Below are 22,341 nucleotides of genomic sequence, written 5' to 3' on the forward strand. Positions count from 1 at the left end.
GCAGGCAAGCGGGCGGATCACATGCTGACAACCCGGGTACTGTAGCCGTCCGGCGTGGTGAGGGTCACACGCAGGGGGCACCGAGTCTCGATGATCTTCGTAACTGTGTTATGCGAGAAATTCTGATATATAGCCGGGCAACACGACGAGGCCGCGCACCCCCGAGGGGGAACGCGGCCTGCGATGGAACGGGTCAGGCGCGGCCGGCCGGCCAGGTCATCCGGACCTCGGTGCCGACGCCCTCGTCGAACGGGCGGACCTGGAGGTCCTCGACGAAGCCGGCGAGCAGGGCGAAACCCACCCCGGTGGTCAGCGCGTCCTCGCTGAGCGACTCCTTCGCCAACTCGTCCGGGCCGAGCGCAGCCAGCCCGAGGCCCGCCTCGATCGGGGCCCGGTCCACCACCCGCACCGTGTACCCCACGCCGTCGGACATCTCCACGTAGACCGGGTCGGCCAGCCCGTACTGCCGGTGCAACGCGACCGCCCGGGTGCACGCCTCACCGATGGCCAAGCGCACCTCGTCGAGCAGGTCCTCGCGTACCCCGGCCCGCCGGGCCACCGCGACGCCGACCAGGCGGGCCGTGCGCACGTGCACCGGCGCCGGGGAGAATGAGAGCTTGACGGTGGCCATCACGCGCCGGTGGAGCCGGCGGCGATGGCCGCGTCGACCGTCGGGTGCAGCGGGAAGACCTGGTCCAGGGCGGTGATCCGGAAGATCTTGAGCAGTGGCTCCTTGTCGCAGACCAGGCCGAACGAGCCGCCGGCCGCGCGGAGCCGCTTGAGCGCACCGACCAGCACGCCGAGCCCGGTCGAGTCGAGGAAGTCCACCCGACCCAGGTCCACCACGACGTGGCGGGCCCCGCCGTCGATCAACTCCAGAAGCCGTTCCCGCAGGCGGGGGGCGGTGTAGACATCCACCTCACCGCCGACCTCAAGCACCGTGTGCTCCCCCACGGTGCGGGTCGCCAGCGACAGCTCCATCGGCCCTCCTCGGTAAACTCTCCTGGGCATCTAACCATCCCGGCGGTGCGACCCCACGGGTCACCGGTCCGCCCATCCCCATACCCCCACCCAGCGGTTCCCAATTCCGAACACCAGTGCGAGAGTGCAGGACGTGACCGACGACAGCTCCGGCCCCGGGCGCACGCCGGCCGAGCTGCTGCGCCGGTTGCGGTTGCGCCACGCCACCGACCCGGTCACCCACGTCGAGCGGGTGCCGGCCCGCACCGGCGAGCCGGCACCCTGGCCCGGCTGGGCACCCGAGGAACTACGGGCGGCGTTCGCGCGCCGCGGCGTCGTCGCCCCGTGGCGGCACCAGGCCGAGGCCGCCGAGCTGGCGTACGCGGGGCAGCACGTCGTCGTCGCCACCGGCACGGCGTCCGGCAAGTCCCTGGCGTACCAGCTCCCGGCGTTGAGCACGCTGCTCGCCGACCCGCGCGCCACGGTGCTCTACCTCGCCCCGACCAAGGCGCTCGCCGCCGACCAGCTCCGCGCCGTCGCCGGCCTGGACCTCGACGGGGTACGCCCCGCCACCTACGACGGGGACACGCCGCGCGCCGAACGGGAGTGGATCCGTCGCCACGCCCGCTTCGTGCTGACCAACCCGGACATGCTGCACCACGGCATCCTGCCCGGGCACGCGCACTGGTCCGGCTTCCTGCGCCGGCTCGCGTACGTGGTGGTCGACGAGTGCCACACCTACCGGGGTGTCTTCGGCTCGCACGTCGCGCATGTGCTGCGGCGGTTGCGTCGGCAGTGCGCCCGCTTCGGGCGTACCCCCGGTCAGGCGCTCGCGGGCTCGCGCGGCACCCCGACTTTCCTGCTGGCCTCCGCCACGTCCGGTGACCCGGCGACGGCGGCCGGGCGGCTCACCGGCCTGCCCGTCACCGCCGTCACCGAGGACACCTCGCCGCGCGGCGGGGTGACGTTCGCGCTCTGGGAGCCGCCGCTGCTGCCTTTGGGTGATGCCCCTCCGGAGGCCGACCTGGTGTCGGTGCGCCGCTCCGCGCTGCGGGAGACCGCCGACCTGCTCGCCGACAGCGTGGTCGAGGGGGTCCGCACGCTCGCGTTCGTCCGGTCCCGCAAGGGCGCCGAGGTGGTCGCCGCAAACGCCCGCCGGGCGCTCGACGAGGCGGTGCCCGGGCTGGGCGGCCGGGTCGCCGCCTACCGGGCCGGCTACCTGCGCGAGGAGCGCCGCGAGCTGGAACGGGCGCTGCTGCACGGCGACCTGCTCGGCCTCGCCTCCACCAACGCGCTCGAACTCGGCGTCGACCTGGTCGGGCTGGACGCGGTGCTGATCTGCGGCTGGCCGGGCACCCGGGCCTCGCTGTGGCAGCAGGCCGGACGCGCCGGCCGCAGCGGCGACGAGGCGCTGGCCGTGCTGGTGGCCCGCGACGACCCGCTCGACACCTACCTCGTGCACCACCCGGAGGCGCTGTTCGGGCGGCCCGTCGAAGCCACCGTGCTCGACCCGGGCAACCCCTACGTGCTCGCCCCACAGCTCGCCTGCGCCGCGCACGAGGCCCCGCTCNGGTCGAGGCGGGTGCGCTGCGGCAGCGGCCCACCGGCTGGTACTGGCGGCACCGCGAGCGCCCCGAGGTCGACCTGCGCGGCGAGGGCGGCGCGCCGGTCTGCGTGGTGGAGGAGTCCACCGGCCGGCTGCTCGGCACCGTCGACGGTGGTTCCGCCCACTTCCTGCTCCACACCGGCGCGGTCTACCTCCACCAGGGCGTCTCGTACGTGGTCGACTCGCTCGACCTGGCCGACGGGTGCGCGCTGGTGCACGCCGAGGAGCCGGACTGGTCCACCCACGCCCGCGACGTCACCTCGCTCTCCGTGGTCTCCGTCCGCTCGTACACCGACGCCGGCCCGGTCGGGCTCTTCCTCGGCGAGGTGGACGTGACCAGCCAGGTGGTGTCGTACCAGCGGCGACGCATCGCCACCGGCGAGGTGATCGACACCCGCCCGCTGGACCTGCCGGCGCGGGAGCTGCGTACCGTCGCCGTCTGGTTCACGCTCTCCCCCGGGTCGCTGGCCCGGGCCGGGGTGGAGGCGGCGGACGTGCCGGGGGCCCTGCACGCCGCCGAGCACGCCGCGATCGGCCTGCTGCCGCTGATGGCGACCTGTGACCGCTGGGACATCGGCGGGCTCTCCACCGCCCTGCACCCGGACACCGAGGCGCCGACCGTCTTCGTCTACGACGGTCATCCGGGCGGGGCGGGATTCGCCGAGCGGGCGTACCGGACGGCCGCCGCCTGGCTGCGCGCCACCCGGGACGCGATCGCCGAGTGTGGCTGCGAGACCGGGTGCCCGTCCTGCGTCCAGTCCCCGAAGTGCGGAAACGGCAACAACCCGCTGGCCAAGTCAGAAGCCGTCCAGGTCCTCGACGTGGTCCTCACCAACCTGCCCGCCGGGCCGGCCGACGCGGCGACGGCCGCGACGGCCGACGGGAAGGTCGACCCGACGGCAGCCGGGACGGCCGACGGGGAGATCGACCCGGCGTGTGGCGCGGGGCACGCCGGGGCTCTGCCTCGGCAGGACCACCGGACGGCCCGCCGGTCGACGGCCGGAAGCGGCCCGCCGGACTGACCGTCAGCGACTCTCGGCCACCAGCTCGGGGAAGTGGCGGTATCCCCGGCGGACAATGCCGCCACTTCGCCGAAGTGACGACTGCGGCATCGGCCGGTGCGGTGGCCGGCCCGGTGCCGCGCGGGCGGCCCGGTGCCCGGCGGGCGGCCAAGATCGGCGTCTGGTTCGTGGGACGGGTGCATGAGGCCGGCACCGGCGGGGCATTGATACATGGGAGCGCTTCCATGCATCATTTTGGTAGCGCAGACGTGACCCGAGACCCGTCCGCCGGAGGTGACGCCGTGGCCGACACGATCGCCGAGACCGTCGAGCTGCTCTACACCATCGACCAGGAAAGCCTCACGCCGGACCAGCAGATAGCGCTGGGTACCGCGCTGGCGAACCTGGCTCAGGCGGAGCGGCTGGAACAGATCAACGAACGCCTGCGAGGCATTCACCAGGTGCTCAACACCTGGGCGATGAAGGCAACGGTCGACGGCGGACGCTGAGCTCGCCTCGCCACCGGACCGCCGACTTGATTCGACTGGCGCCCCACCGGCCGAGTCGACCAGCTGACACCCTCGCCAGCTCGCCGAGGTGACGGTGTCAGGTGGCGATCGATGCTGCCACCTCGGCGAACTGGAGTGGATCACGCCGCGGCAGGCTCCGTCACGGCAGGACCCGTGATGGGTGGCAGGACCCGTGACGGTGGCAGGGCGTGTGGCGCCGGTTGGCGGCGGCCGAAGGCATGATTGGGCAGCGTGTGGGGTGTGACCGGGGTGGCGTGCGAGCGCACGGGGGTGAACGCACTGTGCGAGACTCCGGCGACCCCCTCGAAGGAGATCAGATGTCGCTCGACAGCCTGCAGGCCCAGCACCGGTTCATCGTCCGTCAACGGATCCGGATGATGGTCAATCAGTACGAGGTGCACGCCGTGGCACCGGACGGCTCCGAGGGCGGGCTGCTCGCGTTCGCCCAGCAGAAGCGGCTCGCCTTCAAGGAACAGGTCACCATCTACACGGACGACACCAAGCAGTACCCCCTCCTCGGCTTCAAGGCCCGTCAGCGGCTCGACCTCGGTGCCACCTACGACGTGACAGACCACGCCGGCAACCCGATCGGCCTGTTCCGCAAGGACTTCGCCCAGTCGCTGCTGCGTTCGACCTGGCACGTCGAGCAGCCCGGCCTGCCGCCGGCCACCGGGCAGGAGCGCAGCCTGCCGGTGGCGCTGCTGCGCCGCTTCGTCGACTCGCTGTCCTGGCTGCCGTACCACTTCGACTTCCTGGCCGGCGGTCAGCCGGTGTTCTCGGTCGACAAGAAGTGGGGCCTGCGCGACCGGTACGTCGTCGACATCCAGCACCCGCAGATCGACCGCCGGCTGGTCATCGCCATGGCGGTGGGCCTGGACGCCCTCCAGTCCCGCTGACCTCGGGCCCGCCCGGCGACACCCCGTCGCAGGGCTCCCGCCGGGCGGCCACCCGCCGTCGCAAAGGGTGAGGCCCCGACCGGGCACGGNCGGCCCGCCAGGGCGGCCAACCACAAAGGTCGGCCACCCCGGCCCGAGATCCACGGGCACCCTCACAGGTCGGCGTCCCGGGCCCGCCGCCCCCTCACAGGTCGGCGTTCCGGGCCGGGCCGGCCCGGGACGTCGCGGTGACGTCACGGGTCAGACCGGGCACCGGGGCGACCCGCACCTGCGCCGTGACGATCAGGTCGAGGCCGTCGATCCGGCAACGGACCAGCCGACCGCCGTTGGCCGAGACGAGCGCGTCGGCGCGCCCACATGCCGCGTCCGCCCCGTCGAGCACATGACCCGCGCCCGCGAGAGCGCCGAAGTCGGCCGCGACCCGGNAGCAGGCACACCGTCGCCCCACCCCGATCGGCCGGTGACCCGCCCGTGGACGCCCCACGCACGTCCACCCCGCCGATCGAGGGCGACGACGAAGGCGGCCACCCGGTCGCGGTCCCGGGCGCGCACCACCTCGACGACGCGTCGGCGGCGGAGGCCGATCTCGCCGGCGTCATGGCACCGGCCCCGGGACGCCGGGTTCCAGGGCCGCCACCGCGACACCGACCACGGTGAGCTGCGGCAGCCGGGTCCCGAACGTCCGGACCGGCGCTCGTACGGTCGCGGTCACCCGGTCGCCGGTCACGGTCAGCGTCACCTCCGCTCCCGAGGGGGCGTACCGAGCGCCGGCAGCCGACCCCGACCCGCCCCGGGCGGCGGCGAGCGCCGCTTCCCGGGCCGCGTCGAGGCAGCCTGCCCGTGTGGTCACCGCGTCGACCGCGGTGACGCCGGCGAGGAGCAGGAACATCAACGCCGGCAGGCCGGCCGCCAACTCGGCGGTGAAGGAGCCCCGCTCGCGGACACTCCACGAACGTCGCCGAGCGCCGTCACCAGGATCGATGACCGCCACAGTCGTCGCGAGGGGGTGGGGCCACCGACTGCCGGCCCGCCGGCGACCNCAAGGCCCGGTCGATGACAGCGGTCAACGCGGACTGCACGTTGCCGGAGGTCAGCACCTTCAACAGGATCCCGGCGAAGGCGACCGCGGCGAGGGTGCCCACGGCGTACTCGGCCGTGTTCATGCCGGCGTCACCCCGCAGGCGGTTCAGGAGCTTGCGCATGTCGTACGTCCCTTCTCGATGGTTCACAGCACGTCGCCGAGAACGGCGACGATCACCGGCACCAGACCGGCGAGAATGAATGCGGGCAGGAAGCACAGCCCGAGCGGCAGCACGATGAGCACACCGGCTCGCCGCGCGGACGCCTCGGCCGCGGTCGAGCGCTCGGCCCGCAGGTCGTCGGCGAGCCGGGTGAGCGCGCCGGCCAGCGCGGCACCGCTGTTCGACGAGCGGATCGCCGCACCGACCAGGCTCTCCGCCCCAAGCACGGGTCGCAGGTGCGCCCACGCCTCGGTCGCCGAACCGCCGAGGCCCAAGGTGCGGCCCACCCGGCCGAGCCGGTCGGCGAGCGGCCCGCCGAGCGCCTCGGCAACCGCCAACGCCGAGCGGTCGACCGGCGCGCCGGCCCGGAGCGCCGCGGCCAGGAGGTCGGCGGCGAGTGGCAGGTCGGCCGTTTCGCGCAGCCGCCGGTCACGTACGGCGCGGGGCTCGATCCGACGCAGCAGGCGGTCCGCCGCCACCCCGGCCAGAAGCCCGGCCAGCAGTCCGGCCCAGCCACCGAGGAGCAGCGACGCGGCGGTCCCGGCCAGGACCGCGACCACCCGCACCCGGTCCGGCCACCAGCCGGGGCGCCAGGTCGGTCCCGCTCGCCGAGGATCGGGTACGAGCCGGCGCAGTCGCCGGGCCGGGCGGACGACGCCCCCGGCCACGACGAGAAGCGACGCGGCACCGGCCAGGCAGACAGCGGCCACCACCTGGCGGGACATCAGGCCGCCCGCCCGGGGCCCACGCCGAGCCGCTCCGCCCAGAGCAGCCCACCGACCTGGAGGACGACAGCCGCGAGGGCGCTGCCGCCACCCACCGGGGTGTGCAGGAGCACGCCCACCGGGTCGACCCCGATGGCGTAGCCGAGACCGATCCCGCCGAGCGGCAGCGCGGCGAGCAGCCAGGCGGTCGCCCGGGCCCCCGCCGCCTGGGCGGCCGCCGCGGCGAGGCCACGGTCGGCGGCGCGGGCATCGGCTTCGACGCGTTCGAGCAGCTCCGCCAGCGGCGCCCCGGTCCGGTCGGCCAGCCGCACGGCGGCCCGGGCCAGCCGGGCGATCCGCCCCGTACCGCCGTCGAACATCCCGTCCACGGGCAGGCCCGCCCTCAGTTCGGCGGCGACCGCGCCGAGCCGGTCGAGGTCGCGGCGGTGGACGAGGTCGGCCGCCTGACGAGTACGCCGGCGCAACACCGCCCGCGCCGCGAGCGTGCCGTAGGCGGCCAGTGCCAACGCGGCCACCGGGCCACCGAGGACTGCCCCTGCCACGCCTCCGAGCAGCGCCGCCGCCGGCAACGCGCGCCGGACGGGGACCGGCGGGCGGCTGTCACACGTGGCCGCCGGGCCGTTCGGATCGTGACCGGGCTCCGGTGGCGGGGCACCGCCCGCGGCCCAGCGGCGGAGGCCGGACCATGGCGGTCGCGGACGATTCGGTCCGGTACCCGGTCGGCGCGACCCGTCAAGCCGCCCGAACGACCATTCACCCCTGGCCCGCAGTCGGCCCGAGCTACCGCCGGTCGGTCGGTCCCCACCGACGCGTGTACCCGCGCCGACTGGCGACCCAGCCACCGGCGATCCGCCGACCGGCAACCGGACGACCGGCAACCCGGCCATGGACGACCCGGCCATCGGCGCCCTGAGGACCGGCGACCCGGCCATCGGCGTCCTGGCCATCGGCGTCCTGGCGACCGAAGCGCCACCACCGGCGGGCGGGGTGCCGACCGGAACGCCTTCGCGGGCCGATGCGCCCTGGCCGAACCATGCACCGGACGAGCCCCCATTGATCGGCGAGCCGCCGCCGACCGGCATAAGCCCCGCGGCGACGTCGAGGACCGCCCGCCGCCGGGATCGACCCGCCCGTACCGGCCAGGCGACCGTGGCCGCCGCGCCGACCAGGAGCACGACCACCAACCAGAGCTGGCCGGTCATGTCGGACCCGCCGAGCCGGGCCAGGCCACGCGGAGCATCGGCGGTACGGGCGCACCCCGGGCGTGCAGCAGGTTGCCCAGCGGTCGGGCGGCCAGACCGAGACCCCGACCGCGCATCCAGGCCGGCACCACGGTCACCAGCCGGTCGGGTCCCTCCGGCAGGAGCAGGCCGATCGAGTCGAGCACCCGCCCCTCACCGGTCCGGCGCATCTGGAGGACGACCTGTAGCGCGGCGGCGACCTGGGCGTGCAGCGCGACCCGCGGCAGCCCGCCGAGCATGCCGAGCGCCTCCAGCCGGGCGGGCACGTCCGCCGGGGCGTTGGCGTGCAGCGTGCCCGCCCCACCGTCGTGGCCGGTGTTCAGCGCGCCCAGCAGGTCGACCACCTCGGCACCCCGGCACTCGCCCACCACCAGCCGGTCGGGTCTCATCCGCAGCGCCTGCCGGACCAGGTCGCCGAGCCCGACCGCGCCGACACCCTCCACGTTCGCGGTCCGCGCCTGAAGGCCGATCACATGCGGATGCACCGGTCGCAGCTCGGCGGCATCCTCCACCAGGACGATCCGTTCGGTGCCGGGCACCAGCCCGAGCAACGTGTTGAGCAGCGTGGTCTTGCCCGAACCGGTGCCGCCGGTCACCAGGTACGCCAGCCGGGCGGCCACCACGGCGTCGAGCAGCGGCGCGACCGGCCGGGGCACGGTCCCGTGGATCACCAGCTCGTCCAGGGTGAACGGCCGCTGCCGGAAGGTGCGCAGCGACAGGTAGGGACCCTCGGTCGCCACCGGTGGCAGTACGGCGTGCAGCCGCGTGCCGTCGGGCAGCCGCGCGTCGGCGAAGGGCGCGGCGTCGTCCAGCCGGCGTCCGGCGGCCGCGGTCAGGCGCTGCGCCAACCGGCGTACGTCGTCGACGGTGCCGAGCGGCACGGCCACTTGGTGCAGCCCTCGCCCCCGGTCGACCCAGACCCGAACGCCGTTCACCAGCACATCGGTGACCTCGGGGTCCGCCAGGAGCGGGGCGAGTGGGCCAGCGCCCACGAGGTCGTCGTGCACCCGGCCGGCGATCCGCAGCAGAGTGGTGTCACCGAGCACGCCGGCGGCCGGCTCGGCGCGTACCGCGGAGACGACCGCGGCGGAGGTGACCGGGGTGGCGTCGGCGGCCAGCCGGTGGCGTACCCGGACAGCCATCTCCTCCGGGCCGGCCGGGCCGGTCATGCCGCGCCCGCCGCGGACCGGCCGGTGAGCTCGTCGACCAGCCGCTGGCACAGCACGGCGAGCGGTCCCTTGCCGGTGGCGCCCGGCGCCTCACCCCGTTCCAGCCCTCGGCACAGGCCGGGCTCGGGCCGGAGCGTGCCGGCCAGCGGGAGGCCGAGTGCACGACACACCTCGGCCGCGCGCAACCGGCCCGGCGCCGGGCCGCGCACGATCACCGACACGTCGGCGCAGTGCGGGGCCACCACGGCGGCCACCCGGGCCGCCGCGGCGGTGGCCCGTAGTTCCGCCGGCACGACCAGGAATGCCCGGTCCGCGGCCTGGAGGGCGATCACGGCCGCGTCGTCGAGGTGCCGGGGTAGGTCGAGGACGACCAGGTCACGCCCGCGCCGACCGGCGTCGACCGTGGCGGCCATCGCTTCGGCCGGTAGGTGCCGCAGATCGCCCCGGTCCCAGGAGAGCACCACCAGGTCACCGCGGCTCGGCAGCGCGCGGACCAACGACGGAGGGTCGACCCGGCCGTCGGTGCCGGCCAGTTCGGGCCAACGCAGGCCGTCGAGCTGCTCCCACCCGAGCACCAGGTCGAGACCGCCGCCCAACGGATCGGCGTCGACCAGCAGCGTACGCAACTGGGACCGGGCCGCGGTCACGGCGAGCCCGCCGGCGAGCACGCTGGCCCCGGCGCCCCCGCGCCCGCCGAGCACCGCCACCACCCGGCCCGGGCCCACCTGAGCGGGCCCGGCCACGCACTCGGCGAGCCGGTCGATCAGCCAGGGCTCGGCCGCGGGCAGCGTCGCGACGTGCTCCGCGCCGATCAGCTCGGCCAACTCCGTACCCGGATCAAGCTGGCCGGGGCGTCCCACCAGGACGGTGCGGGTGCGCCGGGGAAGACGGGCCCGCAGGCAGGNGCGGCGGCCGGGTCGGCCGCCAGGTCGACCTCGGCGCCGCCGGCTGCGGCGAGCCGCAGCAGCTCGTCGAGCAGGTCATCGTCGGCCGTGACGAGCAGGGGCAGTCGACGGTACGGCGGGAGCGGGGTGCGGGGCGGCATGGCGGCCTCCAACGGTCGGACTCGGACGTGCCGCGGTGCAGCCTGCCGACTCGGCCCGTCTCACGGGGCCCGAAGCCGTGCGCCTGTGGACAACGAGGAGGGTTGTGGACAGACCTCGGCGCGCGAGTGGATCTGCTATGCGCCGATGCCTGGCCATCGGTGCGGCCAGGAACTCTTAAGGCTGGTCGGACGGTCGATCCGCCGGCGCCGGCCGGCGGCACCGGCAGCCGTTGACCGAGGGCATCGGTCGTCACGCATAATCGGTTCCCTTGCCGCGGAACAGACGGCACCGGCTGGCGGAATCGAGGCCATGACCGACTCACCGCACGGCGCAGGAACCACACCGTCCCGGCACCACGCCCGACCCGAGCCGCCCGGCGGCACCCAGGTCTGGCTCCGCGACCCGTCACCGGCCACGGTCGCCTCGGTGGCGGTCGGGCTCGTGGTCGTGGTGCTCGCCGGCGCGCTGAGCTTCTTCGCCATGCCCCGCCGCCCGGACCTGCCGCCACCGGTCTCCGGCGAACCCTTCCTGGTGTCGCCGGCCTACCCCACGTCCGCGGCGGAACTGCCCACCGACTCGTACTCACCGGCGCCGGTGTCGCTCTCCACCCGCGCCGTGCTGCCGACCCGCCGACCCACCCCACCCCGGCGCACCACGACGGCCAGCCGGACGCCCGCGCCGAAGCCGTCGGTCAGCAGCACGAGACCGCCCGCGACCCGACCCGGCGAGCTGACCCCGCTCCCCGCATCCCGGGAGCGGACGTTGCGCTCCACCGGTGGCGGGCCGGAGACCTTCGTCGAATTCGTCAACGCCCGATCGGCACCGGTCGTCGTCAATTGGCTCGACTACGGCGGCCGGCGCCAGCGGTACGCGGTGCTCCAGGCGGGGCGGTCCTACCGGCAGCAGACGTACGTGGGCCACCCGTGGGTGGTGACCGACGAGCGAGGTCGGGCGCTCGTGTGCTTCGAACCCGCCCGGCAGACGTTGCGCGCGGTGATTCGCTGACTTCTGTCCGAGATGGACATGATTGTCACGAGGGCACAACCGCACCGTCGCTCTGCGCAATAGTGGGCCGACAGCAACTTCGGGCGGGGTATCCGCCCTGCTGTCCCATGCAGAGGGGAGCGGGGATGCACAAGTCCTGGCGAAGGGTGGCCCTGGCGGCCAGCCTGTCGCTCACGGGGGTACTGGGCGGGCTGGTCGCGGCAGGGCCGGCGCAGGCACAACCGGTGGAGTCCGGCTCGGTCACCTTCGAGGGTGACGCGGGCGACTACATCACCGGCGGCCGGTCGTACGCGTATTCAACCGACGGTGGAGACCAGCTCACCACCACCGCGTCCGCCGACGAAAGCCACGTGTCGATCGGCGTCAACGGCTACAACGGCGACTGGTGGTATTTGGACTTCGACGCTCCGGGCAGCCAGCCACTCGCCCCGGGCACCTACGCCAACGCGACGCGTTCCCCCTTCAACGGCGCGGGCCCCGGCCTGAGCCTGAGCGGGGACGGACGCGGCTGCAACGAGTTGACCGGGACGTTCACGGTGCTCAACGCGGTCTTCGGGCCGAACGGCTACGTGCAGACGTTCGACGCCACGTTCGAGCAGCACTGCGAGGGCGGCGCGGCGGCAGCCCGTGGCGAGGTGCACATCGCCAACCCGCCCGCGCCGGCCCCGCTGGACCTCGCGCTCGCCGTCGCCACCGACGGCACGGCCAGCACGGTGAGCGGCAAGGCCGTGGTGCACGGCACGGTCACCTGCAACCAGGCCACCCCGGTCACGGTACGCGGCGCGGTCACCCAGGTCGTCAAGAAGCGGATCGTCCGAGGGGACTTCCGGACCCAGGTGAACTGCGTCCCGGGCAGCGCGACGACCTGGACCGCCACGGCCACGCCGACCGGCGACCGGCCGTTCGCGAAGGGCGACGCCGAGGTCATCACCACGGCCGAGGGGTACGACTCCACCTACAACAAGCCCGTCGAGGTCACCGACACCACGATTGTGGCTTTGCGCAAGTCCTGATCCACCACAGCGGGCGGCCGGACCATCGACGGTCCGGCCNCATCGCTGGCGAAATCGTGGGGTCGTCGCCATTCGCATCGCGCCTCCGTGTCGGGCGGGCGTCCGGGAGGTGCCGGTCGGGCGGGGCGCTGGCCCGCAAAAGGGACGACCCCCGTCGGGGGGAGACGGGGGTCGTCGTGTGGTTCGGCTCCGGGGGGGTCGAGCCGAACCGTCTCAGCGGTCACGGGGGGTGCAACCGCTGAGGGCCTGAGCGACAACGGGACGTGAACTCCCGTCGCGAGGACAAGCATGCCGCAGCGGACCCTTATACGTCGAGTGGTGTTCAGTCCACGCAAAGCTAATTTCCGGCCCATCCGATGTGACCACCGTCACTCTGGCGGGTGCACCCTCGATGCCGACCCCGGGGCGGGCGGCCCCGCGCGGCCCGTCCGGCTAGACTTGCGCGCCGTGGGCCGCAGCGCCGCTTTCTTCGATCTCGACAAGACCGTCATCGCCAAGTCGAGCGCTCTGGCGTTCGGTCGGCCGTTCTACCGGGACGGGCTGATCACTCGGCGTGACGTGGTCAAGTCGGCGTACGCGCAGCTGATGTTCCGGCTGGGCGGCACCGACGAGCAGACCATGGCCCGCACCCGGGACTACCTGGCCACGCTGTGCAAGGGCTGGTCGGTGGAACAGGTCCGCCAGATCGTCGCGGAGACGCTGCACGAGCTGATCAACCCCTATGTGTACGCCGAGGCGGCCGCCCTCATCGAGGAGCACCAGGCCGCCGGCCGGGACGTGGTGCTGGTTTCCGCGTCGGGTGACGAGATGGTCCGGCCGATCGGCGAACTGCTCGGGGTGACCGATGTGATCGCCACCCGGATGGCGGTCGTCGACGGCCGGTACAGCGGCGAGGTGGAGTTCTACGCGGCCGGCCCGAGCAAGGTCGACGCCGTCGGCGAGTTGGCCTCGGAGCGCGACTACGACCTGTCCGACTCGTACGCCTACTCCGACTCGTACAGTGATCGGCCGTTGCTGGAGTGCGTGGGGCATCCTTCCGTGGTCAATCCGGACCGGGCGCTGCGCAAGCTGGCGGCGGAGAACGGCTGGCCGGTGCTGGAGTTCCGGNGGCGGCGCTCGGGGTGGGTGTGGGCGTGGCGATCGGCATCGCCTGGTACGGCCGGCACCGGCGCACCCGGACCGCGGCACCCACCGCCTGACGATCTCGTCCGCGCCGGAGACGCACCTGACCAGGTCAGGACGCGGCGAGGATCTCGTCGCCGATCAGCGTGATCTGGTCCGCGCCGACCTCCACCGCCGCCATGTAGTGCCGTAGCCAGGAGCGCAGGCCGTCGGGGGTGCCGGTGGCGAAGGCGCCGGCCGCGCCCACGTACTCCGGTTCCCGCTCGCGGTGCCCGACGTCGACGGCGACCAGCCCGCGGGGGTCGAAGCCGGTCGAGATCAGCACCAGCCGGGCGGCGGCCCGGGCCACCACGCCGGACGGGCCCGGGAAGGGGCGCAGGTTCAGCAGTTCGCCGTGCACCACGGCGGCCAGGACCAGTGGCGGCACCTTCGTACCGCCGGCGACCAGGCCGGACAGGCCGTCGAGGCGGGCCGCCACNGTCCTCCTCGGCCACGACGTCCCGGGCGGCGAGCACGTGCAGCCGGGCGAGCACCTGCCGGGGTGCCCTGGGCCACAGGTCGCTGAGCCCGGGCAGCGCCCCGGCCACCCGCAGCGCGCCCTGGAGCACCGGGTCGGTGACCGTGCCGGCGCGTACCTCCTCGCGGTCGTGGTCCCGGCCTTCGAGCGCGGTGCTGGCCACGGCCGAGCGGAGGCTGACCTCCGCGGCGACCTGGCCGCCCTGGCGGCGCAACGCGCGGTGCCGGTGGGCCTGGTCGACCCGGTCGCGGGCCCGTTCGACGGCGGGCGCGACGTCGGCGAGCGCGAGCAGCGGAGCGAGCGGGTCGGTGGTCACCCTGACACGGTACGGGGTGTTAAGCGGGGCCCCTTCCTATACCGGAGGCGTTAAGCGGGGCCCCTTCCTTGCACCTCAGCGCGGGGGGAGGGCCGCTGGGCGCGCGGTGGGGGCGGCGCGGTCGCGGGTGGGGTACGGCGGGACTAACCTTCCCCGGAGTAGGAGACGCAGGTCACGCGACGAAGGAGTTCACCGTATGAGCGAGGCATTGGCCAATCTGCTGAACGAGACGCGCCAGTTCCCGCCGCCGGCCGAGCTCGCCGCGAACGCCAATGTCACCGGGGCGGCGTACGACGAGGCGGCCGGTGACCGGCTCGCGTTCTGGGAGCGCCAGGCCGGCCGGCTGACCTGGGCGCAGCCGTGGGAGCAGGTGCTCGACTGGTCGAACGCGCCGTTCGCGAAGTGGTTCACCGGGGGCCGGCTGAATGTGGCGTACAACTGCCTGGACCGGCACGTCGAGGCGGGGCGCGGCGACAAGGTGGCGATCCACTGGGAGGGTGAGCCGGGCGACACCCGTACCGTCACCTACGCCGACCTGCACCGGCTGACCTGTCAGGCGGCGAACGCGCTGACCGCGCTGGGGGTCACCGCCGGCGACCGGGTGGCGATCTACCTGCCGATGGTTCCGGAGGCCGCGGTGGCGATGCTCGCCTGCGCCCGGATCGGCGCCACCCACAGCGTGGTGTTCGGCGGTTTCTCCGCCGACGCATTGACCAACCGGATCCAGGACGCCAGCGCCAAGGTGGTGATCACCGCGGACGGCGGTTTCCGCCGGGGCAAGCCGTCGGCGTTGAAGCCGACCGTCGACGAGGCGGTGGCGAACTGCCCGTCGGTGGAGCATGTGCTGGTGGTCCGCCGCACCGGCGAGGAGGTCGCCTGGTCGGCGAAGGACCACTGGTGGCACGAGGCGGTGGAGACCGCCCCCGTCGAGCACGAGGCGCAGCCGTTCGACGCCGAGCACCCGCTGTTCATCCTCTACACGAGCGGCACCACCGCGCGGCCGAAGGGCATCCTGCACACCACGGGCGGCTACCTGACCCAGGCGTCGTACACCGCGCACGCGGTCTTCGACCTGAAGCCGGAGACGGACGTCTACTGGTGCACCGCCGACATCGGCTGGGTGACCGGGCACTCCTACATCGTCTACGGCCCGCTCTCCAACGGCGCCACCCAGGTCATGTACGAGGGCACGCCGGACACCCCGCACAAGGGCCGGTTCTGGGAGATCGTCGACAAGTACCGGGTGACCATCCTCTACACCGCGCCGACGCTGATCCGCACCATGATGAAGTGGGGCGAGGACGTCCCGGCCGGGTACGACCTGTCGTCGCTGCGCCTGTTGGGCAGCGTCGGCGAGCCGATCAACCCGGAGGCGTGGATCTGGTACCGGCAGCACGTCGGTCGGGGTGAGCTGCCGGTCGTCGACACCTGGTGGCAGACCGAGACCGGGGCGATCATGATCTCGCCGCTGCCCGGCGTGACCGAGGCGAAGCCGGGTTCGGCGATGACGCCGCTGCCCGGCATCGCCGCCGACGTGGTCGACGACCAGGGCGAGTCGGTGCCGAACGGCGGCGGTGGCTACCTGGTGCTCACCGAGCCGTGGCCGTCGATGCTGCGGACGATCTGGGGCGACGACAGCCGGTTCGTCGAGACGTACTGGTCGCGGTTCGGCGCGGGCGCCAACACCGGTGACGAGTGGGTCTACTTCGCCGGTGACGGCGCGAAGAAGGACGACGACGGGCACATCTGGCTGCTCGGCCGGGTCGACGACGTGATGCTGGTGTCCGGCCACAACATCTCCACCACGGAGGTGGAGTCGGCGTTGGTCAGCCATCCGTCGGTGGCGGAGGCGGCGGTGGTCGGCGCGACCGACCCGACGACCGGGCAGGCGATCGTCGCGTTCGCCATTCCGCGCGGCAGCGCGGAGACCGCCGGCGACCAGGGCGAGCAGCTCATCGCCGAGCTGCGCAACCATGTGGCGAAGACGCTCGGCCCGATCGCCAAGCCGCGGCAGATCCTGCTGGTGCCGGAGCTGCCGAAGACGCGCTCCGGCAAGATCATGCGGCGGCTGCTGCGGGATGTTGCGGAGAACCGCTCGCTCGGCGACGTGACCACGCTCCAGGACTCCTCGGTGATGGAGTTGATCTCGTCGGGGATGAGCGGCGGCAAGTCCGACGAGGACTGACGACACGAGTGGTGCGGGGGCGGGTCGCGCGGCGGCCCGCCCCTTCGTCGTATCCGGACACGCCGGTCGATCGGCGGAGGAGGCACTGACCTGAACGGGCAGAGGGCTCCGATCACCCCTGTCGATGGCGCTCGTGGTCGACTACGTTCGGCCACACCGGCGAATGTCGACGCACGTTCCGCAGACGGCCGGTTCCTCACCATTCCCTACGAACGGAGTGGCATGCTCCCCATTGCCCAGTCCGGGGCACGGCGACGACTACTCGTCGCGCTGCCCGCCATCGCCCTCGCCGCCTCGTCGCTGACCGTGACGGGCAGCGCGGCGGCCCAGCCGTCCCGGTCCGCGCCGGCCACCATCGCGGCGGACGAGTACTACATCAACTACGCCGAGCCCGAGGTGCAGCCGGACACCGGCGGCAGGGAGGTCAAGAACCGGGACGGCGTCTTCTCCGCGCCGGCGGACGAGGCCCGCGCCTACGACCGCAAGTACGCGGGCGGCAACCCGATCGCGGCCCGGGAGCTGGCCAAGCTGGAGGCGAAGTCGATCCGGAGCGGCCAGAGCCCGCGAAAGATCAAGAAGGCCAAGAGCACCCAGACCGCCAAGCTGCTGACGCTGCTGGTGGAGTTCAACGACAAGGCCAACGACGACTTCACCAACGTGATGGTGCCGAAGACCGTCTTCGAGGACCGCACCTGCGTCCCCGGCACGGTGCAGAACGGCCCCCGCCACAACACCATCCCGAACCCGGCGAAGCTGCCGCACAAGGACAACAACTCGATGTGGGTGCCGGACTTCTCCCCGGCCCACTACGACAAGATGCTCTACACCAAGAAGGGCATCACCGAGCGGGTCCGCAAGGACCTCAAGGGGCCGGACGGCAAGCCGGGCATCAGCCTCGCCGGCCGGACCATGCACAACATGTACCTGGAGATGTCCAAGAACGCGTACACCGTGGACGGGCAGGCCAGCCCGTGGATCACGGTCCCGCACTCGGAGGGCTGGTACGCGGCGTCGCGCTGCTTCCAGGACGAGAACGGCAACTGGGTCGCCGGGCGTGAGCAGTCGATGAACGGCCACCCGGACAACCCGCAGGGCGCGGGCCGGCTCGCCACCGACGCGATCGACGCGTTGGCCGCCGCGGACCCGAGCTTCCCGTGGGCCGACTACGACATCGAGGACCAGAGCGACCGCGACGGTGACGGCAACTACCACGAGCCGGACGGCGTGATCGACCACCTGGTGCTGGTGCACGCCAACCAGGGCAAGTCCCGTGGTGGCGGCGACGTCGGCGTCTACTCGGTGTGGGCGCACTCCTCCACCGTGGCCGGTGGCTACACCATCCCCGGCACGAACCTGAAGGTCTCGAACTACATCGTGCAGCCGGAGGACGCCGGTGTCGGTGTCTTCGCCCACGAGTTCGGGCACGACCTCGGCCTGCCCGATCTCTACGACACCTCGGGCAACGCCGACTCCGACGTGGACTTCTGGGACCTGATGGCGTCCGGTTCGCACTCCGGTGAGATCTTCCAGGCGCTCCCCACTCACATGGGCCTCTGGGACAAGTGGGTGCNCTCGGGCAGACGTCGCGTACGCCGGTCGGCACCGAGGACGGTATCAAGATCGACCTGCCGGACAAGGTGATCACGCTGGCCGCGCCGCACAGTGGCGCGAACATGTGGTACTCCGGCGCCGACCAGGCCTGGGCGGACGTCAAGCTGAGCCGCACGGTGACGGTCCCGAACGCCGCCGACGCGAAGTTCTGGATGTGGAACAACTATGTCATCGAGGACGACTGGGACTACGGCTTCGTCGAGGTCTCGACCGACGGCGGGGCCACCTGGACCGAGCGCAAGGTGTACGACTCCGCCGGCACGCTGGTCAGCACCGACGACGGCTACGCCGACCCGAACGGGCGGATGGTCGACTTCGGCAACAAGAAGTACGGCCTGACCGGCGCCACCGACGGCTGGCGGCACGACTACGTCGACCTGTCGTCGTACGCCGGGCAGACCGTGCAGGTGCGGCTGCGCTACGCCACCGACGAGGCGTTCCAGGAGCGCGGCTGGTTCGCCGACGACTTCTCGGTGACCGGCGGCGGCGCCACCACCTGGAGCGACGACGTCGAGGGCGGCGCGGCCGGCTGGACCCAGACCGGCGGCACGTTCACCGACACCAGCGGCGCGGGTTGGCACACCGACTCGGGCACCCAGGTCAAGTCGCACTACTACCTGGCCGAGTGGCGCAACTTCGACGGCTTCGACAAGGGCCTGAAGTACGCCTACGACACCGTCTACTCGCACGAGGCGTGGAAGGTCGACCGGATCTCCTACAACGCGCCCGGCATGCTGGTCTGGTACCGGGACACCCAGCTCGGCGACGTCAACCACGTCACCGGGCAGATGACCGCGCTGCCCAGCTACGGCGCCAAGGGCGGGCTGCTGATCGTCGACTCGCACAACGACCCGCTGCGCCGCACCGGTGTGGCGGCGGAGAAGGACCCGTCGGTGCTGGACAACCTGCCCAGCCGCCCGCAGTCGTCCAACGCCGCCTTCGGCCTGACCCCCACGTACCCGTTCAAGGAGTGCCTGGAGGCGGCCGACGAGCCGTACAGCGAGTACTGCACGAAGTTCCGCGCCCAGGCGCCGGTGAAGGGCTTCACCGACACCAAGGGCTGGTACCCGGGCATCGAGATCCGGGACGGCTCGCCGTACGCCCGGGACAACGACGCCTCGGTGGTCGTCCCGTCAAAGGGCAACCAGCAGTACACGACCCGGGTGGTGAACCCCGACGGCACCCCGGCGACGGACTACTACGGTTCGACGCTGGGCGGTGGGGCGATCGTGCTGGGCACCGGCAACCCGGGTGACGCGGGTGTCGCGTACGGCGTCTCGATCATCATCAAGCGGGCCGCCAAGGACAACGCGTACGCCACGGTGTACGTGGTCCCGCCGAAGGGCTGATCGGGCGGTAACCACCGGATCCGGAATGACCGAAAGATGGGTTGAACTGGCCGGATGACGGAAGGGCCGGAGGCGATTTCGCCTCCGGCCCTTCCCCATCCCCAGGGAATCCATGAACGTCGTTGTATTTGCCGACTCGGGCGTCGCCCCTGGTCAGCACGCCGATGACGGGCCGGGGTGTGACGGTGAAAAGCATCCCCAACAAAAAGTTGCTACAAATCGACGCGCACATCTTCACACCAGTCCCAGCAGTGTCTATGTTCACCCTGGGTCCCACTTGTGGGACGTTCCACCGGCCCGTACCCCCTCGGGGCCGGTTCCCTCACACCGGAGGTACCACGTGCGCAAAGTCGCAGTGGGTCTGCTCGGGCTTTCGCTGACCGCGACGGGACTGGTGACGGCCACGTCCGCCAGCGCCGCGCCGGCGCCGAAGTTGCCGACCGCCGCTCCGTCGGTGGCCGAGCCCGCGCAGGCTGAGCACGACCTGCCCAACCCGCTCGAAGACAAGCGGCGCGCGCTGCGTCAGGAGGGCCTGAGCGAGGTCCTCGCGGGCCGGGCGAAGGCACAGAAGATCAACGGCAGCACGGTCGTCAAGGTCGGCGAGAAGGCTGTCGCCGGTGCCTCGGCGGGCAGGGCCGCCAAGAGCACCAAGGCCGGCAAGGGTCCGACCGAGGACCAGTACGTCGAGCTCTCCCGCACGCAGACGGACAAGATCTTCGTCATCCTCGCGGAGTTCGGCGACGAGCGGCACCCGAGCTACCCGGACCGGGACACCGACCCGAACACCGCGGGTCCGACCCGGTTCGACGGTCCGCGCGTCAACCAGATCCCGCAGCCGAACCGGGCGGTGGACAACTCCACGGTCTGGCAGGCGGACTACAGCGCCGACCACTTCCGGCAGCTGTACTTCGGCACCAACCCGGGTGACGAGTCGCTGAAGCAGTACTACGAGGCCCAGTCCTCGGGCCGGTACAGCGTCGACGGCGAGGTCACCAACTGGGTGAAGGTGCGGTACAACGAGGCCCGCTACGGCCGCTCCAACGGCTACCCGTGCGCCTCGAACGTCTGCAACAACACCTGGGCGCTGGTCCGCGACGCCGCCAACCAGTGGGTCACCGACCAGAAGGCACAGGGCCGCTCCGACGCGGACATCGCTGCCGACGTCAAGTCGATGGACCAGTGGGACCGTTACGACTTCGACGGCGACGGCAACTTCAACGAGCCGGACGGCTACATCGACCACTTCCAGATCGTCCACGCCGGCGGCGACCAGGCCGACGGTGACCCGATCCAGGGTGAGGACGCCATCTGGAGCCACCGCTGGTACGCGTTCGCCAGCGACCAGGGCAACACCGGCCCGGCCAACTTCCCGGCCGGTGGCACCCAGATCGGCAACACCGGCGTCTGGATCGGCGACTACACGATCCAGCCGGAGAACGGTGGCCGGAGCGTCTTCTACCACGAGTACGGCCACGACCTCGGTCTGCCGGACGACTACAACGTCACCAGTGGTGGGGACAACAACAACGAGCACTGGACCCTGATGGCCCAGAGCCGGCTCGGCGACAAGAACGACGGTGGCATCGGCGAGCGCGGTGGCGACCTGGGCGCGTGGAACAAGCTCCAGCTCGGCTGGCTCGACTACGAGACGATCGTCGCCGGACAGACGCGCACCCTGGAGCTCGGCCCGCAGGAGTACAACTCGGCCAAGCCGCAGGGCGCCGTGGTCGTGCTGCCGCAGCGGGAGTACACCTTCCAGAACGGCAAGCCGTTCGAGGGCACCAAGCAGTTCTTCTCGGGTAACGACGACGACCTGAACACCACGCTGACGCGGACCATCGACCTCACCGGGAAGAGCACCGCCGCGGTGTCGTTGAAGGGCCGTTACGCCATCGAAGAGGACTACGACTACCTCTTCTTCGAGGCCTCCTCCGACGGTGGCCAGACCTGGGTCTCGCTCCCGGGCACGGCCAACGGCAAGGCGCTCAAGGAGATCTCTCCCGGGCGTTACGCCCTGGACGGCTCGACCGCCGGCCAGTGGGTCGACGTCAACGTCCCGCTGGACTCGGTCGTCGGCCAGGCCGTGCAGTTCCGGCTCCGCTACCAGACGGACGGCGGCGTCTCCGAGGGCGGCTTCTACGGTGACGCCCTCACCGTGACCGCCGACGGTCAGACCATCCTCAGCGACGGCGCCGAGACCGGTGCCGCCGGCTGGACGCTCAGCGGCTGGAGCATCGTCGCGGAGACCTACATCCGCAAGTTCGACAACTTCTACATCGCCGGCAACCGCACGTACGTGTCGTACGACAAGTACCTGAAGACCGGCCCGTACTACTTCGGCTACGCGAACACCCGCCCGGACTACGTGGACCACTACGCGTACCAGGAGGGTCTGCTGATCTCCTACTGGAACCTCCGGTATGCGGACAACGACACGTTCGTGCACCCGGGCGAGGGTCGTAACATGATCATCGACGCTCGCCCGCGGCCGCTGTACAACCTGACCGGGCAGCCCTGGCGGGCCCGCGTCCAGGTCTACGACGCGCCGTTCGGCCTGAAGAAGGCGGACTCGTTCACGCTGCACATCAACAGCCAGCCGCAGTACGTCCGCGGCCAGGACGCGCAGCCGCTGTTCGACGACACCAAGCAGTACTGGTTCCCGGAGCTGCCGAACCACGGCGTCAAGCTCCCGGCCACCGGCACCAAGATCAAGGTCCTGGAGCAGAACGGCACCTCGGTGAAGGTCCGCTTCTCCTGAACCACTGATCGACGCACCACCGTGACGAGGCCCGGGCAGGTCACCTGCCC

General features: G+C 72.3%; 15 protein-coding genes and 5 pseudogenes. 10 read left to right on the plus strand and 10 right to left on the minus strand.

Annotated elements, in window-relative coordinates; all coding sequences use genetic code 11:
• Positions 1–193 precede the first annotated feature (193 nt).
• Both B1205_RS04815 and B1205_RS04820 read right to left on the minus strand, forming a co-directional pair.
• Positions 194–631, minus strand: a complete 438-nt coding sequence (locus B1205_RS04815; protein ID WP_089154927.1) for an ATP-binding protein — start codon at positions 629–631, stop codon at positions 194–196.
• Positions 631–981, minus strand: a complete 351-nt coding sequence (locus B1205_RS04820; RefSeq protein WP_089154521.1) for an STAS domain-containing protein — start codon at positions 979–981, stop codon at positions 631–633. Before B1205_RS04820 ends, B1205_RS04815 begins: the two co-directional genes overlap by 1 nt.
• Before the next feature lie 124 nt (positions 982–1,105).
• On the opposite strand from B1205_RS04820, the pseudogene B1205_RS04825 reads away from it, so the two are divergent.
• The 3 genes and pseudogenes from B1205_RS04825 to B1205_RS04835 all read left to right on the plus strand — a co-directional run bounded on the left by B1205_RS04825 (position 1,106) and on the right by B1205_RS04835 (position 4,993).
• A pseudogene (locus B1205_RS04825) lies at positions 1,106–3,588 on the plus strand (DEAD/DEAH box helicase).
• Positions 3,589–3,869: 281 nt separating this feature from the next.
• Complete coding sequence (locus tag B1205_RS04830; RefSeq protein WP_089154522.1) at positions 3,870–4,076, plus strand: hypothetical protein; 207 nt, start codon at positions 3,870–3,872, stop codon at positions 4,074–4,076.
• A 338-nt stretch (positions 4,077–4,414) separates the two neighbouring features.
• Positions 4,415–4,993, plus strand: a complete 579-nt coding sequence (locus B1205_RS04835; RefSeq protein WP_089154523.1) for a hypothetical protein — start codon at positions 4,415–4,417, stop codon at positions 4,991–4,993.
• A 184-nt stretch (positions 4,994–5,177) separates the two neighbouring features.
• On the opposite strand, the gene B1205_RS04840 is transcribed toward B1205_RS04835, so the two are convergent.
• The 7 genes and pseudogenes from B1205_RS04840 to ssd all read right to left on the minus strand — a co-directional run bounded on the left by B1205_RS04840 (position 5,178) and on the right by ssd (position 10,414).
• Positions 5,178–5,477 carry an Rv3654c family TadE-like protein gene (locus tag B1205_RS04840; protein ID WP_089154524.1) on the minus strand — a complete coding sequence of 100 codons (300 nt, stop codon included), beginning with the start codon at positions 5,475–5,477 and terminating at the stop codon, positions 5,178–5,180.
• A gap of 111 nt (positions 5,478–5,588) precedes the next feature.
• A complete protein-coding gene (locus tag B1205_RS04845; RefSeq protein WP_089154525.1) occupies positions 5,589–5,984 on the minus strand; it encodes a TadE family type IV pilus minor pilin in 396 nt (131 codons plus the stop codon).
• Between the two features lie 49 nt (positions 5,985–6,033).
• A pseudogene (locus B1205_RS04850) lies at positions 6,034–6,195 on the minus strand (DUF4244 domain-containing protein); the annotation flags it as partial.
• Positions 6,196–6,218: 23 nt separating this feature from the next.
• A complete protein-coding gene (locus B1205_RS04855; protein ID WP_089154526.1) occupies positions 6,219–6,959 on the minus strand; it encodes a type II secretion system F family protein in 741 nt (246 codons plus the stop codon).
• Positions 6,959–7,846, minus strand: coding sequence for a type II secretion system F family protein (locus B1205_RS04860; RefSeq protein ID WP_441338449.1), 888 nt, complete (start codon positions 7,844–7,846; stop codon positions 6,959–6,961). The genes B1205_RS04855 and B1205_RS04860 overlap by 1 nt, the downstream gene beginning before the upstream one ends.
• Before the next feature lie 311 nt (positions 7,847–8,157).
• Complete coding sequence (locus tag B1205_RS04865; protein ID WP_089154528.1) at positions 8,158–9,369, minus strand: TadA family conjugal transfer-associated ATPase; 1,212 nt, start codon at positions 9,367–9,369, stop codon at positions 8,158–8,160.
• Positions 9,366–10,414, minus strand: a pseudogene (gene ssd / locus B1205_RS04870) (septum site-determining protein Ssd). Before ssd ends, B1205_RS04865 begins: the two are co-directional and overlap by 4 nt.
• 310 nt (positions 10,415–10,724) lie before the next feature.
• On the opposite strand from ssd, the gene B1205_RS04875 reads away from it, so the two are divergent.
• The 3 genes and pseudogenes from B1205_RS04875 to B1205_RS04885 all read left to right on the plus strand — a co-directional run bounded on the left by B1205_RS04875 (position 10,725) and on the right by B1205_RS04885 (position 13,632).
• Positions 10,725–11,420 carry a VHL beta domain-containing protein gene (locus tag B1205_RS04875; RefSeq protein WP_089154529.1) on the plus strand — a complete coding sequence of 232 codons (696 nt, stop codon included), beginning with the start codon at positions 10,725–10,727 and terminating at the stop codon, positions 11,418–11,420.
• A 125-nt stretch (positions 11,421–11,545) separates the two neighbouring features.
• A complete protein-coding gene (locus B1205_RS04880; protein WP_089154530.1) occupies positions 11,546–12,433 on the plus strand; it encodes a hypothetical protein in 888 nt (295 codons plus the stop codon).
• A gap of 447 nt (positions 12,434–12,880) precedes the next feature.
• A pseudogene (locus B1205_RS04885) lies at positions 12,881–13,632 on the plus strand (HAD family hydrolase).
• Positions 13,633–13,667: 35 nt separating this feature from the next.
• On the opposite strand, the pseudogene B1205_RS04890 reads toward B1205_RS04885, so the two are convergent.
• Positions 13,668–14,388: pseudogene (locus B1205_RS04890) on the minus strand (oxidoreductase).
• A gap of 196 nt (positions 14,389–14,584) precedes the next feature.
• Between B1205_RS04890 and acs the strand changes: the two are divergent.
• From acs to B1205_RS04905, 4 genes are all read left to right on the plus strand, one after another.
• Positions 14,585–16,573, plus strand: coding sequence for an acetate--CoA ligase (acs, locus tag B1205_RS04895; protein ID WP_089154531.1), 1,989 nt, complete (start codon positions 14,585–14,587; stop codon positions 16,571–16,573).
• Between the two features lie 222 nt (positions 16,574–16,795).
• Positions 16,796–18,214: an immune inhibitor A domain-containing protein gene (locus B1205_RS30900; protein ID WP_254909723.1), complete on the plus strand. Its 1,419-nt coding sequence runs from the start codon at positions 16,796–16,798 to the stop codon at positions 18,212–18,214.
• The gene (locus tag B1205_RS30905) at positions 18,211–19,533 is read left to right on the plus strand and encodes a hypothetical protein (protein ID WP_441338450.1); all 1,323 of its coding nucleotides are present in this window, start codon (positions 18,211–18,213) and stop codon (positions 19,531–19,533) included. Before B1205_RS30900 ends, B1205_RS30905 begins: the two co-directional genes overlap by 4 nt.
• A 355-nt stretch (positions 19,534–19,888) precedes the next feature.
• Positions 19,889–22,291: an immune inhibitor A domain-containing protein gene (locus B1205_RS04905; RefSeq protein WP_176308468.1), complete on the plus strand. Its 2,403-nt coding sequence runs from the start codon at positions 19,889–19,891 to the stop codon at positions 22,289–22,291.
• The last annotated feature ends 50 nt before the right edge of the window (positions 22,292–22,341 follow it).

The sequence above is a fragment of the Micromonospora sp. NBS 11-29 genome (assembly GCF_002140155.1).
Classification (GTDB): domain Bacteria; phylum Actinomycetota; class Actinomycetes; order Mycobacteriales; family Micromonosporaceae; genus Micromonospora.